Source organism: Streptomyces sp. NPDC003035, from assembly GCF_042888285.1.
Lineage (GTDB): Bacteria > Actinomycetota > Actinomycetes > Streptomycetales > Streptomycetaceae > Streptomyces.
Genome location: NZ_JBIAPJ010000002.1, coordinates 305,823 through 320,317 on the forward strand (window position 1 = coordinate 305,823; position 14,495 = coordinate 320,317).

The 14,495-nt window shown below is 73.3% G+C and carries 13 protein-coding genes; 10 read left to right on the top strand and 3 right to left on the bottom strand.

What is annotated here, in order from left to right; translation table 11 throughout:
* Window positions 1-44 precede the first annotated feature (44 nt).
* The gene (locus ACFYV5_RS07605; RefSeq protein ID WP_389165564.1) at window positions 45-788 is read left to right on the top strand and encodes an NAD-dependent epimerase/dehydratase family protein; all 744 of its coding nucleotides are present in this window, start codon (window positions 45-47) and stop codon (window positions 786-788) included.
* A gap of 118 nt (window positions 789-906) precedes the next feature.
* Window positions 907-2,130: an acyl-CoA dehydrogenase family protein gene (locus ACFYV5_RS07610; protein ID WP_355107659.1), complete on the top strand. Its 1,224-nt coding sequence runs from the start codon at window positions 907-909 to the stop codon at window positions 2,128-2,130.
* A gap of 86 nt (window positions 2,131-2,216) precedes the next feature.
* Here ACFYV5_RS07610 and ACFYV5_RS07615 read toward each other — a convergent pair whose 3' ends face one another.
* Together ACFYV5_RS07615 and ACFYV5_RS07620 are read right to left on the bottom strand one after the other, a co-directional pair.
* Window positions 2,217-3,167: an aromatase/cyclase gene (locus tag ACFYV5_RS07615; protein WP_389165568.1), complete on the bottom strand. Its 951-nt coding sequence runs from the start codon at window positions 3,165-3,167 to the stop codon at window positions 2,217-2,219.
* Window positions 3,168-3,282: 115 nt separating this feature from the next.
* Window positions 3,283-4,908: an FAD-binding oxidoreductase gene (locus ACFYV5_RS07620; RefSeq protein ID WP_389165571.1), complete on the bottom strand. Its 1,626-nt coding sequence runs from the start codon at window positions 4,906-4,908 to the stop codon at window positions 3,283-3,285.
* 344 nt (window positions 4,909-5,252) lie between these two features.
* Between ACFYV5_RS07620 and ACFYV5_RS07625 the strand changes: the two genes are divergently transcribed.
* Genes ACFYV5_RS07625 through ACFYV5_RS07635 form a run of 3 tightly spaced genes read left to right on the top strand, consistent with a single transcriptional unit; the run spans window position 5,253 to window position 7,761 of the window.
* On the top strand, window positions 5,253-6,242 hold the full coding sequence (locus ACFYV5_RS07625; protein ID WP_389165574.1) for an ATP-binding cassette domain-containing protein: 990 nt from the start codon (window positions 5,253-5,255) through the stop codon (window positions 6,240-6,242).
* Between the two features lie 2 nt (window positions 6,243-6,244).
* A complete protein-coding gene (locus tag ACFYV5_RS07630; protein ID WP_389165576.1) occupies window positions 6,245-7,015 on the top strand; it encodes an ABC transporter permease in 771 nt (256 codons plus the stop codon).
* Window positions 7,016-7,068: 53 nt separating this feature from the next.
* Window positions 7,069-7,761, top strand: a complete 693-nt coding sequence (locus tag ACFYV5_RS07635; protein WP_355107669.1) for a disulfide bond formation protein DsbA — start codon at window positions 7,069-7,071, stop codon at window positions 7,759-7,761.
* Between the two features lie 88 nt (window positions 7,762-7,849).
* On the opposite strand, the gene ACFYV5_RS07640 is transcribed toward ACFYV5_RS07635, so the two are convergent.
* Window positions 7,850-8,635, bottom strand: coding sequence for an SDR family NAD(P)-dependent oxidoreductase (locus ACFYV5_RS07640; protein WP_355107671.1), 786 nt, complete (start codon window positions 8,633-8,635; stop codon window positions 7,850-7,852).
* A gap of 208 nt (window positions 8,636-8,843) precedes the next feature.
* Here ACFYV5_RS07640 and ACFYV5_RS07645 point away from each other — a divergent pair, with 208 nt between their 5' ends.
* The 5 genes from ACFYV5_RS07645 to ACFYV5_RS07665 all read left to right on the top strand — a co-directional run bounded on the left by ACFYV5_RS07645 (window position 8,844) and on the right by ACFYV5_RS07665 (window position 14,487).
* Window positions 8,844-9,662 (top strand): NAD(P)H-binding protein, encoded by an 819-nt coding sequence (locus ACFYV5_RS07645; RefSeq protein ID WP_389165580.1) that lies wholly within the window; start codon window positions 8,844-8,846, stop codon window positions 9,660-9,662.
* 114 nt (window positions 9,663-9,776) lie between these two features.
* Window positions 9,777-10,961: a hypothetical protein gene (locus ACFYV5_RS07650; protein WP_389165583.1), complete on the top strand. Its 1,185-nt coding sequence runs from the start codon at window positions 9,777-9,779 to the stop codon at window positions 10,959-10,961.
* A 32-nt stretch (window positions 10,962-10,993) separates the two neighbouring features.
* Window positions 10,994-12,217 (top strand): nucleotide disphospho-sugar-binding domain-containing protein, encoded by a 1,224-nt coding sequence (locus ACFYV5_RS07655; RefSeq protein ID WP_389165585.1) that lies wholly within the window; start codon window positions 10,994-10,996, stop codon window positions 12,215-12,217.
* Window positions 12,218-12,326: 109 nt separating this feature from the next.
* Window positions 12,327-13,127, top strand: a complete 801-nt coding sequence (locus ACFYV5_RS07660) for an SDR family oxidoreductase (RefSeq protein ID WP_355107679.1) — start codon at window positions 12,327-12,329, stop codon at window positions 13,125-13,127.
* A gap of 43 nt (window positions 13,128-13,170) precedes the next feature.
* Entirely contained in the window at window positions 13,171-14,487 is a 1,317-nt protein-coding gene (locus tag ACFYV5_RS07665; protein WP_389165589.1) for an activator-dependent family glycosyltransferase, read from the top strand.
* The last annotated feature ends 8 nt before the right edge of the window (window positions 14,488-14,495 follow it).

The following is a 14,495-nucleotide window of genomic DNA, read 5'->3' on the forward strand; positions in this document are numbered from 1 at the left end:
GCCACGAGGGGCGCATGGCACCCGCGCCCTAGGGTGACGCGGTCATGGACATCATCGGCAAGGGTTTCATCGCCCGGCATCTGTGGCCGTTGCGCGAGGCGCATCCCGGGGTGACGGTGCTGGCGGCGGGCGTTCCGCGCCAGCATCTGCCGGACTCCGAGCACGAGCGGGAGGCGGCACTCGTACGCGAGACGGTCGCGCGCTGCCGGCGCCGGGGCGAACTCCTGGTCTTCTTCTCCACGGTGAGCATGTACGGCGGCCCCGGCTGCCGTGGCCGCGAGGACGATCCGCTCGTCCCGACCACCCGTTACGGCCGGCACAAGTTCGCTCTGGAGTCCGTGGTCCGGGAGTCGGGCGCGGCCCATCTGATCCTGCGCCTGTCCTATGTGCTGGGGCCGCACGGGCCGGGGTTCCGGCTGGTGCCCGCGCTGGTGTCGCAGGTGCGGGCGGGGCGGGTCCGGGTCCATCCGGGGGCCCGGCGCGATCTGCTGCACGTGTCGGACTTCGTCGATCTGGTCGACGGACTGCTGGCCTCCGGGGTCCGTGACGAGACGGTGAACGTGGCCTCCGGCGACTGTGTGGACGTCCGGGAGATCGTCGCCCATCTCAAGCTGCGGCTGGGGCTTGAGGCCGTGGAGGAGGTGGTGGGTGGCGGTGAGAGCGCCTTCTCGCACTGTCCGTCGGTGGCGAAGTTGCGGAGCCTGGTGCCGGCGCCGGCCGCTGCGGTCTTCGGGCCCGGTTATCACCGGCGCGCCCTGGACCGCTATCTGCGGGAGACGGGCGACTGACCGGTTCCGAGAGAGGGGGCAGTGGCTTTCCAACGGTCGTCGAACCGCTGCGGACATCATCGGGACCGTCCCGATCGCACCGGGCGACCGGAGTCGAGTGAAGGAAGCGGGGAACGCGATGGCGACGCACCACAGGGACCGGGCGGTCACGGCGGATCTGCGCGACCCGAGGACGTCCTCGGGCGGAGCGCTGCTCGATCTGCTGACCGGTCACCTTCCGCGGATGCGGGACGGGGCCCGGCAGCACGACCGGGACGGGACCTTCCCGGTCGAGGTGTTCGAGGGGCTGCGCACGAGCGGGGTACTCGGGGCCACTGTGCCGACGGAGCTCGGCGGGCTGGGCGTCGCCTCCTTGCACGACGTCGCTCTGGCCCTGACGACGGTGGCCGAGGCGGACGCGTCCACCGCGCTCGCCCTGCACATGCAGCTCAGCCGGGGGCTGACCCTCACCCACGAGTGGCTGTACGCGGACGACCGGGCGCGGGCGCTGGCCGAGCGGCTGCTGCGGGGCATGGGCTCGGGCGAGGCGGTGGTGTGCACGACGGTGAAGGACGCCGGCGGGGGCCGGGTGGTCACCCGCCTGCGGCCGGCGCCGGACGGCGGCTGGCTGCTGTCGGGGCGCAAGACCCTGGCGAGCATGGCACCGATCGCGACCGACTTCGTCATCTCGGCCCGCGTGGACGTGGCGGGGGTGACGCGGTCGGCCGCCGCCGTCCTGCCGCGCCGGACCCCGGGGCTGACCGTCCTCGACAACTGGGACGGGCTCGGCATGCGGGCCTCGGGCAGCGTGGACATCCTGCTCGAGGACTGCCCGATCGGGGTCGAGGACGTGTTCCTGCGCGGGCCGGTCGGGGAAGTGAACGACGCGGCGCTGGCCGGGCAGACGGTCAGTTCGATCACGATGCTGGGGATCTACGTGGGTGTGGCCCAGGCCGCCCGGGACCTGGTGGTGTCCGAGCTCACCCGGCGGGGCGGGTCGCCCTCGGCGGGCGTGCGCACCCTGCTGGCGGAGATCGAGTCCCGGTTGTACGCGCTGCGGACCACGGTGGGGAGCACGCTGTCGGTGGCGGACCACCTGGCGTACGAGTTCGACGGCGATCCGGTGGAACGCGGCCGACGCATGATGTTCGACTTCCAGCGCGCCAAGCTGATGGTGAACCGGCTGGCGCCGGAGATCGTCTCCGACTGTCTGTCGGTGATCGGCGGCGCGTCCTACTCGGGATCCCATCCGCTGGCCCGGCTCTACCGGGACGTCCGGGCGGGCGCGTTCATGCACCCGTTCACCTACCCCGACGCGGTGGACTGGCTCTCCCACGCGACGCTCGGCGGCGCGAAGGAGTGAGGAGGGGCGTGCCGAAGGGAGGGGGAGACCGGGGTGACCCGGTCCTCCCCCTCCCTTGTCGTCCGGTGGCTTCCGGCGGAACTACGTCAGGCGCCCTGACCACGGGCGTGGGCGACGGCGTGCTCCATGGTGGTCGTGCTGTTACGGCTCAGGGCGTTCCGCACGAACGCGCGGGCGTCGGCGAGGGAGGCGTCCGGTCCCAGGACGGTCGGGACGGCCTCCTCGTTGAGGACCACGGTGTGGACGGAGGTGATCCGTGCGCCCCGCGCGTCCTCCTGGAACAGCCACCGCCCCGTGTGGGCCGTCATCAGGGCGGGGGTGCGCAGCTGCTTGTAGACGATCCGGTCGTGGGGGAAGCAGATGCGGACGGAGCCCGTGGTGTGGGTGGATCCGTCCGGTGACCGGGTCTCCATCTCCAGGGTCTGCACCCCGGGGACGTCCTCCGTCATGACGGTGCCGGCCACGTGCGGGAGCCGCTCGGGCCAGAGGTCCGCCTCGTTGACGAAGGCGTAGGCGTCCTTGATGCCGCCGCCGGTGAGTTCGACCGTGTCCTCGAAGGTCAGGACCAGGTCGGCGCGGGCCTCGGCCTGTTCGGCCGCGGTGCGCAGCGCGGCCAGCTCGGCGCCGCTGTTGCGGTCGACGGCCCGCTCGATCCAGGCCGTCTTCTCGGGGTCGTCGGCGACGGCCCGGAAGTCGTGGAGCAGCCGTACCCGGCTCTCGGTGGCGGAGATCTCCTCGACGATCCACTCACCGCCCATGGCGGCCACGGGCGGCTGGGAGACCTCCTGCCGGAAGCGGACGCTGAGCCGGTCGTGGTCGATGAGCCGGCGCGAGGTCCAGGTCTTGACCTCGTCGTTGGCGGTGGCCCAGATCCGGATGCGCTCCTCGGTCTCGCTCCGCTCGACGTGTTCGACGTGCACGGTGGGCGGAAAGGTCTCGGGCCAGCGGCCGACGTCGACGATCAGGTCGAAGACGCGGCGCGCCGGCGCGGCCACCGCGATCGTGTGCTCGGTGTGGTGGGTTCGGGACTGTGACATGGTCCTCCGTCCGGCTCCGCTCGGGGTGAGCGGAGCCAGCTTCGGTGCCGCCTCTCGTCGGAGACTCGACGACAACTCGGCACGGGGGGTGCCCGGTCCGCCGAGGGTGGGGCGGTCAGCCGGCCGGCGGCCGGGCCGGCGGGCGGACGCCCAGCGCGTGGTGGAACAGGTCGAGCGGGTCCCAGCGTTCCTTGACCCGGCGCAGCCGCTCGTACTGACCGCGGTGGTAGAGGGTGCTCCAGGGCACGCCGGAGGTGTTCCACCGCGGGTCGGCGAGATCGGTGTCGGGGTAGTTGACGTAGGCGCCGCCGTTGGCCGCGTTCGGCACCGGGACTCCGCCGGTGTCGGCATGGAGTTCGCGGTAGAGGCCCCGGACCCATGCCAGTTGGCGCTCGGTCTGCTCCTCCTCGCCCCAGAGGGTCTCGTGCACGGCGCTGAAGAGGCAGTCCCGGTGGGGCATGGCGGTGGCCTCCGGGGCGACCGCGTTGATCCGTCCACCGAGGAAGGTGAGGTAGACGGCGGCGGTGGCGAACTCCTCGCCGCCCCGGCCGAGATGGTCGTGGAGCACACCGATCTGACGGTCGTTCCAGGGTTCCCGCAGCAGCGTGGACTTCGACTTGAACCGGGCCCCGCCGGGCCATTGCACGCCTCCGAGGACCGACTTCAGCCACGGTGTGGTGGCCGTGGCCGTCGTGTGCGGGACTCCGGCCGCAGCCGTCAGCTCGGCGACGAAGGCGTCCAGGAGTTCCTTCGACCGCGGTCGGTCGGCGTCGAGCGCGGCGTCCACCGTGATCCGCCCGTTCGTCCGGTGGCCCAGAGTGAGCCCGCTCGACAGCTCCGCGTAGGGCGAGTCGAGTCCGGCGTGCCGTCGGTGCCACTCCCCGTGGGCGCGCAGGAGCCGGGTGAAGGCCTCCCGGTCCAGGTCCTGCCACTGCCAGCCGACGGAGACCGAGCGCACGGCGGCGGGCGGCCTGGGCAGCAGGTCGCCCGGGGCTCCGGCGGCGCCGGGCGAGCGGAACAGATAGCGGGTGACGACGCCGAAGTTGCCTCCGCCACCGCCGGTGTGGGCCCACCACAGCTCGCGCTCGGCGCCGGTCGAGTCTCGGGTGACGGTGACCTGTCGAGCCCTGCCCGACCGGTCGGCGACGACCACCTCGACCCCGTACAGGTGGTCGACGACCAGCCCGTACCGCCGGGAGAGCGCCCCGTACCCGCCGCCGGCGACATGGCCCCCGACTCCGACCGTCGGACAGCCGCCGCCGGGCAGGGTCACACCCCACCCGAGATAGAGGGTCCGGTAGACCCGCCCGAGCGTGGCGCCGGACTCGACGGCGAAGACCCGACGCTCCGGGTCGTAGGAGACGGCCGCCATCTCGGAGACGTCGATCAGGGCCCGTACGGCGGGGTCGTCCACGAAGTTCTCGAAGCAGTGTCCGCCGCTGCGGACCGCGACCCGCCTGCCCGCGCGGGCCGCCTCCTCCACCGCCCGGACCACCTGGCCGGCCGAGCCGACCAGGTGCACCACGTCCGGGGAGCCCGTGAAGCGGCCGTTGTACCCACGCGTGGTGAGCTCGACGTACCGGGGATCGTCCGGCCCCAGCACCACCGGGCCCAGGGCCGGCGGGCCCGTGACGGCGGGTGGACCAGCCGGTGGGACACCGGGTGGGCCGGCCGGGGACGCGGCGGCGGCCGGGCCACCGAGGAGCGCGGCGCTCCCGGAGGCAGCCGAGAGCCCCAGCATTCGTCTGCGTGTGAGTCGTACCAAGAGGACACCGACCTTCCCGTCCGGCCCGCGGCCGTTCGCCACGTCGGCGGCCAGCCTGGAGGCGGTCCCTGGCAGGTCGCTGGCAGGTCGGTGGAGAGGCGCTGGTACGCGCCGCGGCGCCCCGTTCGAAGGGCGGATCGAAGGGCGGATCGAAACCGTCAAGGAAGCTGACAAAGACGTCATTAACGCTTCTAAGCTCGAAGAAGTCAAGGGCCCAGAGCATCTGACCTTGCCTCAACCTGCCCGGGACCGAGCCGGCCGGTCCCCGCGCAGCCCGTAACCCCGTGACACCCCTCCATGAACCCTCTACGGGAGAACCCATGATCCACACCCGCGGGCTCACCCGCAGTTTCCGCGCCAAGGGAGAGACCGTCGAAGCCGTGCGCGGCCTCGACATCGACATCGAAGCCGGCTCCGTGGTCGCCTTCCTCGGGCCGAACGGCGCCGGCAAGACCACCAGTCTGCGGATGCTGACCACCCTGCTCCCGCCGTCCTCGGGCACCGCCGTCGTCGCCGGCCACGACGTCGTGGCCGACCCCGCCTCCGTACGCCACCGCATCGGCTACCTCGGCCAGGGAAACAGCGCGGGCAGCAACTTCCGGGTCACCGACGAACTCGTCATCCAGGGCCGCGCCTACGGTCTCGGCCGCGCCGAGTCCCGCGCGCGGGCCGAGCGCCTGCTCACCGCCCTCGAACTGGAGGGCCTGGCCCAGCGGACGGTCGGCACCCTGTCGGGCGGCCAGCGCCGCCGCCTGGACATCGCCATGGCCCTGGTCCACGAGCCGGAACTGCTCTTCCTCGACGAGCCCACCACCGGACTCGACCCGCACAGCCGCGCCAACATCTGGGAACACGTGCTGCGGCTGCACAAGGAGCTCGGCACCACCGTCGTCTTCACCACCCACTACCTGGAGGAGGCCGACCTCTGGGCCGAACGGGTGATGGTCGTCGACCACGGCCGGGTGATCGCCGACGGCTCCCCGGAGCAGCTCAAGGCCGACCTGGCCGGAGACCGCATCACCGTGGGAACCGCCGACCGCGCCGACGCGGACCGGGCCGTCGAACTCGCCCGCGCCCTGCCCACCGTCCACGAGGTGACCGCCGAAGGAACCGAGGTGCGGGTGCGCGCACCGCACGGCGACACCCAACTCCCGCTCCTGCTGCGGAACCTGGAGACGGCCGGGGTACGGGCGATCACCGCCCGGCTCACCCGCCCCACCCTCGACGACGTCTTCCTCTCCCTCACCGGCCGCACCCTGCGGGAGAGCACCGACGCCACCGCCCCGACCACCACGCGCGACGGAGCCTGACCATGAAGGTGATCACCGACACCCGGACCGCGTTCGCCCGCGAACTGGGGCCCGAGCTGCGGCAGCCCGCGGGGCTCCTCTTCACGATGATGCTGCCCTTCCTCTTCCTCGCCCTCTTCGCGCCCCTGCTCCCGGCCATGGGCGCCGGCGGGGGCACGGGCACGGGCTCCCCCTGGCAGTGGTTCGTGCCCGGCATGCTCGTCCTGCTCGGCCTCTCCGCCACCGCGGGGGCCGGCGCCTCGCTCCTCAACGAGATGTCCTCGGGCGCCTTCGAGCGGATGCTCGTCACCCCGCTCAACCGGGCCTCGATGCTCGTCGGCCGGGCCCTGAAGGAAGTCGTCGTCCTGCTGACACAGGCCGTGCTGATCCTCGTCCTGCTGCTGCCGACCGACTTCCGGCTGCACCCGCTCGGCGCCCTGGCCGGGCTGGCGCTGCTGACCGTCTTCGGCGTCGGGATCGGGGCCCTCTCCTTCACCCTCGCGCTCCACTCCCGCAAGCAGCAGACCCTGTTCTACGGAGTCCAGCAGGTGATCTTCTTCCCGCTGCTGCTGCTCTCCGGGGTCCTGCTGCCCATCACCGAGGCCTCCGCGCCGACCTGGCTCTACGTCCTCAGCCGGGTCAACCCCGTGACCTACGTGGTCGAGGCCGAACGCACCCTGTTCGACGGCCGGTTCGCCGAGGCGGGCGTCCTGTACGGGATCGTCGCGGCGGCGGCCATCGCAGTCCTGGGGGTCGTCGCGGGCATCCGCGGCATGCGCAACGCCACCGTGTGACGCGACGCCCGCGCACCCGGCCCTCTCGAACGACCGGAAGGAGCACCCCACCCGTGACCGCCGAAGCCGTTCCGGCCGTCCGGCCCCCCGGCCCGCGCACCGTGGACGTGTGGCTCGACCCCGCCTGCCCGTACACCTGGCTCACCTCCCGCTGGTTGCAGGAGGCGGCCCGGGTGCGCCCGCTCCACCTGCGCCGGCACCTGATGAGCCTGGCCATCCTCAACGAGGGGTCCGACGACGATCCCGAGGGAGATCCCACGGGGTTCCTCATGGTGCCGGTGCGGATCGGCACGGCCGTCCTGCACCACCACGGGCAGGAGGCGCTGGCCCGCTTCCACGCCGCCCTCTGGGCAGACTCGGGCACCGGCGGGAACGCCGGGAGGAGCAAGAAATGGATCAACGATCCGGCCGTCGCCCTGGCCGACGCCGGGCTGCCGGCCGACCTGGCGGCGGCCGGCGGCTCGACCGCGTACGACGGGGAGCTGCGGTCCTCGCACGCCGAGGCCGTCCGGCTCCTCGGCCCGCGCCCCGGGACGCCGGTCGTCGCGGTGACGGACCCGGCGGAGCCGGGCCTCCCTCCGCTGGCCTTCTTCGGGCCGGTCCTGTCCCGCGTGCCGCGCGGGGAGGAAGCGGGACGGCTGTGGGACGGGACGCTGCTGGTGGCGGGCACCCCCGGCTTCCACGAGCTCAAGGGGACGCCCGCCGACCCGGATCCGGACGTGCGCCGAGGAGACGATCCGACGTGACGGGACCGGGTCGGCGGGTCGGCGGGTCGGCGGGTCGGCGGTGAACGGGCAGACCGAGGTGCGCGGTTGCGCCCGTGACCGGCCTTGATCAGTAGTTGCCGAGGCCTCCGCAGACGTTGAGGGCCTGGGCGGTGATCGACGCGGCCGTGTCGCCGATCAGATAGCCGACCAGGCCCGCCACCTCCTCGGGGGTGGTGTACCGGCCCAACGGGATCTTCGCCTCGAAGCGTTCGAGCACCGCCTCCGGGGTGGTGTCCCACGCCGCCGCGTACCCGGCGCGGACCCGCTCGGCCATGGGCGTCTCGACGTACCCCGGGCAGACCGCGTTGACGGTGACGCCGGTCTTGGCCAGTTCGAGGCCCAGCGCCTTGGTGAAGCCGACGACGCCGTGCTTGGAGGCCGAGTAGGGGGCGCCGAGCACCACACCCTGCTTGCCGCCGGTGGACGCGATGTTGACGATCCGGCCCCGGCCGCGCTCGAGCATGCCTCCGGCGGTCAGGGCGGCCCGGGTCACCCGGAGCACGCTGTGGAGGTTGGTGTCGATGACGTCGAGCCACAGCTCGTCCGTGAGCTCGGCGGTGGGCCCGCCCCCGCTGCGGCCCGCGTTGTTGACGAGGACGTCGACCGAGCCGTACCGGTCGACCGCGGCGCGTACGAAGGCGTTCACCTGCTCGGTGGAGCGCACGTCGCAGGCCTGCCCGTCGGCGTCCACGCCTTCCTCGCGCAGCAGTTTGACGGTCTGCGCGACCGCGTCGGCGTCACGGGCGCAGAGAAAGATCCGCAGCCCGTCCCGGCCCAGCGATCGCGCCACGGCGAGGCCGATACCGCTGGTCGCCCCGGTGACGACGGCGACCCGTCCTTCGGTGCCGGTCATGGTCCCTCCCGGATCGTGACATCGAGTGTGCGTACGCGGCCCGAGGGTGGCAACGGGCGCTCGACACGCGCTGGACGGCCCGTGTCGACCGCGGTTCGAGCCGTCCGTCAGGACGGCCCGGAAACGTCGGCGGGTCCGTGCCCGCCGCACGACAGGACAGCGGCACCGAAGGGCTCGGTGCCCTGACGAGAAGTGAAGGAGAAGCGAGATGACCGTTCTGGTGACGGGTGCCACGGGGAACGTGGGCCGGCACGTGGTGACGGGGCTGCTGGCGGCGGGCGTACGGGTGCGGGCGATGACCCGTGCCCCGGAGAAGGCGGCGCTGCCGGCCGGGGTGGAGGTGGTCCGCGGCGATCTGGCCGATCCGGCGAGCCTGGACGCGGCCCTCGCCGGCGTCGACCGGGTGTACCTCTTCCCCGTGCCCGGCACCGCCGAGGAGTTCACCGCGCGGGCGGCGAAGGCGGGCGTGCGGCGGATCGTCGTGCTCTCCTCGGTGTCGGCCGAGTACGCCGACGGCGACTACAGCGGCGACCACCACACCGGGGTGGAACGCGCCGTGGAGGCGTCCGGCCTGGAGTGGACGCACGTCAGGCCCGGCGAGTTCATGGCCAACGTGCTGAGCTGGTGGGCCCCTTCGATCCGGGCCGAGAACGTGGTCCGCGCACCGTTCGGAGGCACCCGCAGCGCCCCCGTCCACGAGGCCGACATCGCCGACGTGGCGCTGGCCGCGCTGCTGGAGGACGGGCACGTGGGCAAGGCGTACTCCTTCGCCGGGCCCCAGTCCCTGACCAAGTACGAGCAGGTGCGCGACCTCGGCGAGGTCCTCGGCCGCCCGATCCGCTTCGACGAGCTGACGGTGGACGAGGCCCGTGCCCTGTGGCTCGGGCAGGGCATGCCGGCGGAGGCCGTGGACTGGCTGCTCCAGGACCCGGTGGACGTGCCGGTGGGGCCGACCGCCGAACAGGTCACGGGACGGCCCGCCCGTACCTTCGCCCAGTGGGTGGCCGACCACCGCGCGGACTTCTAGGCCGCGTCCGAAGGCGCCTCGCCGGTAGCGGCGTTCAGTGGCGGTTGAGCGGGTTTCCAGGAGACCCGCAGACGGTGTCCGTGACCCTCTCCGTGGACCGATGGGAACGCCGTCATGGTGGATGCCGCACAGAACGCAGTGATCCGACGACTGATCCGAGCCGGAGCCGGCTCCGACGACGAGATCGACGCCCTGCTCAAGGACGTCGGTCTGGCCGAGGTGGCGCGCGTCCTCGTCGAGGAGGTGCTCTTCCGCTGCCCGGAGCCGGCCAACACCGCCTCCGTCGACGTGGCCCTGGACGTCACGCACGGCGGGGAACGGCACGGCGTCGCGCTGCGCATGGTGCGCGACGAGCCGATCCGGGTCGTCGAGGACGACTCCGCGCGGGTGCGCTCCCGGGTGACCTTCACCGCCGCGGGGCTGGTCCGCCGGCTCTTCGGGCCGGCGGACTCCCCGCGCACCGGGGACTTCCACAACTCCTTCGTGCCCACGCCCGAGGACCCGGAGCAGGTGCGCGAACTCCTCGCCGAGATGAACATCGTGCTGCGCGCGGCGTCCCAGGCCACGGCCACGCTGATGGCCGGCTGCACGGGGCGCTGCCCCGACCTGGGCGAGCTGTCCATCCGCTACGGCTCGGACAAGTGGGCCAGTTTCCACTGGTACACCGCCCACTACGAGCGCCACTTCGCCCCGTACCGAGACCGGCCGGTGCGTGTCCTGGAGATCGGGATCGGCGGCTTCGACGACGACCTCGGCGGCGGCTCGCTGAAGATGTGGAAGCGGTACTTCCCCCGGGGCACCGTCTTCGGCCTGGACATCTACGACAAGACCGCGCTGACCGAGCCCCGGCTCACGGCGCTCGTCGGCGACCAGAACGACCCGGAGTACCTGACCGCGTTGGCGCGGGACCACGGACCGTTCGACATCGTCATCGACGACGGCAGTCATGTGAACGAGCACGTGCGGACCTCGTTCCGGACCCTGTTCCCGTACGTGCGCCCCGGCGGCCTCTACGTGATCGAGGACCTGCAGACCGCCTACTTCACCGACTTCGGCGGCAGCGCGGGGGGAGTCGCCGGCCCCGACACCTCGCTCGGGCTGGTCAAGGGGCTGATCGACGACCTTCACCACCGGGAGCACCGGGATCCCGCGGTCACCCGTCCCACCCCGACCCAGAGCACGGTCACCGGCGTGCACGCGTACCACAACATCGTCTTCGTGGAGAAGGGGACCAACGGCGAGGACACCCTGCCGGCGTGGATGGACGCCGACGTGTGGACCGCCCTCGGCGCCAAGTGACCCGGCGCCGAGCGAGACGAAGGGAATCGATCGTGCGCGTTCTGTTCACCGTGTCCTCGTGGCCCACCCAGTACGCGGCCATGGTGCCCCTGGGCTGGGCCCTCCAGGCGGCGGGCCACGAGGTCCGGGTGCTGTGCGCACCCGGGCAGGCTGCCGCCGTGGGCCGGGCCGGGCTGGTGCCCGTCCCGGTCCTCGGGGGGATGGAGGAGGTCCTGCGGCTGCGCCTGCAGTACCACGCGGAGGCGGTGGCGGGGATCTGGCCGTACCCGTGGCTGCCTCCGCACCCGCTGACCGGTGAACGCGTCGACCACCTCGACGCGTTCGACACCGCTCGCTTCGAGCGGGAGATCGCGCCGGAGCTGGCGGACTCGGCCGCCCGGAGCTTCGACGCGGCCGTGGCGTACGCCCGGGACTGGGGGCCGCGGCTGGTCCTGCACGATCCCGGGAGCCTCGAGGGGCTGCTCGTGGCGAAGGTGCTGGAGGTTCCGTCGGCGCTGTGTCTGTGGGGCCCGGCGAGCCCACACGACCCCGACCACATGCGGATCGTCCCCACCGATCACAGCGGCGCGTTCCCCCGGTACGGTCTGGGCACGTTCGACGTGACCATGATCGAGCGGGTGGTGGACCCCAACCCGCCGTCGCTGAAGGTGCCGGTCGAGGCCGAACGGCTGCCCGTCCGCTACGTCCCGTACAACGGCGCAGGTCCTGCCCCGGCGTGGACCGCCCGGCCGCCGGAGGGTCGCCGGGTCTGTGTGACCTGGTCCACCGCCCTGTCCACGGTCTCCGGGCCCGACTCCTATCTGCTCCCGCGGATCGTCGCCGCCCTCGACGGCCTGGACGCCGAGGTCGTGCTGACCGCGACCGCGCGGGACGTGGCCGCGCTCGGCGACGTGCCCGCCTCGGTCCGGGTGGTGGAGAACCTGCCGCTGGCCGCCGTGTTGCCGGGGTGTGACGCCGTCGTGCACCACGGGGGCAGCGGCAGCGCGCTGACCGCCCTGTGGGCGGGGGTGCCGCAGTTCGTCGCGACCTTCGCGGCGGAGCAGCAGGTGACCGGGGAGCGGGTGGCCGCCACCGGTGCGGCGCTGCACACGCCCGGGCACCTGGCGGACGAGGCGACGATACGGGCCGGTGTCGAGCGGCTGATCGAGGACGGCGCCCACCGGGCGGCGGCCGTTCGCCTCCGCGAGGAGGTCGCGGAGGCCCCGTCACCGGCGGCGCTCGCCACGGAACTGGTCGCGTCGGCGATGGACGGCTGAGCCCGGCGACCGGGCGACCGGCGCCGGCCACGGCGGCCGGGCCTCGGTGGTCCGCTTCGCTGCGCGGGCGTCGAGGGGCCTGCGAGGGCCGCTGCCGATGCTGCCGGACATGACCACGCGAACCGAGGGAATCGACAGCGCGGAGCCGTCCGGGGACGGCTTCGCGCGCGGGATCGTCATCACCGGCGGCGGCACCGGCATCGGCCGGGCCACCGCCCGCGCCTTCGCCGAGCGGGGCGACCGGGTGCTCGTCGTCGGCCGCACCGAGGCCACCCTGGCCGAGACCGCCGGCGGGCACCCGGGCATCACGACTCTGGTCGCCGACGTCACCGCGCCGGACGCACCCGACCGGATCGTCGGGACGGCCCTGGACGTCCTCGGCCGGCTCGACGTCCTGGTGAACAACGCGGCCGCGATGGGATACCGCCCGCTGGCCGCCCTGGACCGGGCGGAGGCCGAACGGCAGCTCCACACCAACCTCCTGGCCCCGATCCTGCTCACCCGGGCCGCGCTGGAGCCCCTGGCGCAGCGGTCCGGCACCGTGGTGAACATCGGCTCCTCCGGGGCGATCGGCCTGCGGTCCTGGCCGGACAACGGCCTGTACGGGGCCGCGAAGGCCGCCCTGGACTTCCTCACCCGCACCTGGGCCGTCGAGCTGGCCCCGCGCGGCATCCGGGTCGTGGGACTCGCCCCCGGCGTGACCGACATCGCCGGACCCGGCGGGCCCGAACGGAGCGGCGCCGACCCGGAGTACGCGGCCTTCCTGAAGGAGATCGCCCACCGGACCCCGAGCGGCCGGGTCGGCCGCCCCGAGGAGATGGCCTGGTGGATCGTCCAGCTCACCCGGCCGGAGGCCGCCTACGCCAACGGGACGGTGGTGCCGGTGGACGGCGGGCTCTCCCTCACCTGATCCCGTCCGTCGACCGACGCCGTACGTCCGAGAGGGAGCACCGATGCGCGTCCTGTTCCAGCCGTTCGCCGCCGCCACCCACGTGGCCGCTCAGGTCCCGCTCGCGTGGGCGCTGCGCGCGGCCGGGCACGAGGTCCGCGTCGCGACCCAGCCGGACGTGGCCGAGGACATCGCCCGGGCCGGTCTGACGGCGGTGCCGGTCGGCGATCCCCTGCACGTCGCGGCCAAGATGAACCCGGACGACACGGACCTGGTGGACGAGCTGCGCGACGACGCCTGGCTGCGAGTCCTCGATCCGGGCGAGCTGCGCCCCGAGCGGCTGACTCCGGAGCATCTGCACGGGGTGTTCGCCGCGTGGACGCCGCTGGTGCATCGGAACACGGTGCCGGACCGCATGATCGACGACCTGGTCGCGTACGCCCGGGACTGGCGGCCCGACCTGATCGTCTGGGACACCATGAGCTACGCCGGTCCGGTCGCCGCCCGCGCCTCCGGCGCCGCGCACGCCCGGCTGATGTTCGGGCTCGACCTGGTGGGCCTGTTGCGCGAGCGCTACCGGGACGTCCTCGACCGGCTGCCCGCGGAGCTGCGGGACGATCCGCTGGAGGAGTGGCTGGGGCACGTCCTGGAGCGGCACGGTCTGGAGGGCCCCGGCCGGGGGTTCGACGAGGAGCTGGTGGTGGGCCAGTGGACCGTCGACCCGGTCCCCACCTCCCTCGCCCTGCCCCTCCACGTCCCCCGCGTCCCGGTGCGGTACGTGCCGTACAACGGCACCGCGGTCGTGCCCGGTTGGCTGGACGAGACTCCCGGCAGGCGCCGGATCTGTCTGACCCTCGGCGTCTCCTTCCGCGAGGTGGTCGGCGAGGACCAGGCCTCGGTCGGCGAGCTGCTGGCGGCGGTGGCCGATCTGGACGTCGAGGTGGTGGCCACGCTCAACGCCGAACAGCTCGCCGCGTTGGGCCCGCTGCCACCGAACGTACGGGCGGTCGACTTCGTACCGCTGAACGAGCTGTTGCCGAGCTGCTCGGCGATCATCCACCACGGCGGGGCCGGTACGTTCCTGACCGCCCTGGCCCACGGCGTACCCCAGGTCGTGGTCCCGGCCCGCATGTGGTGCAACACCCCGCGAGCGGAGCGGGCCCGGGCGGCCGGGGTGGCCCTGACCTGCCCGCCGGAGGAGCTGACGGCCGGCCGGCTGCGCGCGATGGTGACGCGGGTGCTCGATGACGGGTCGTTCGCGCGGAACGCGGCCCGGGTCCGCGCCGAGATGCTCGGGACGCCGACGCCCGGGGAGATCGTCCCGACCCTGGAACGGCTGGTTGCCGCGCATCGGTCTCCCGGGCGGCACGGCGCCTCATGACATACCGT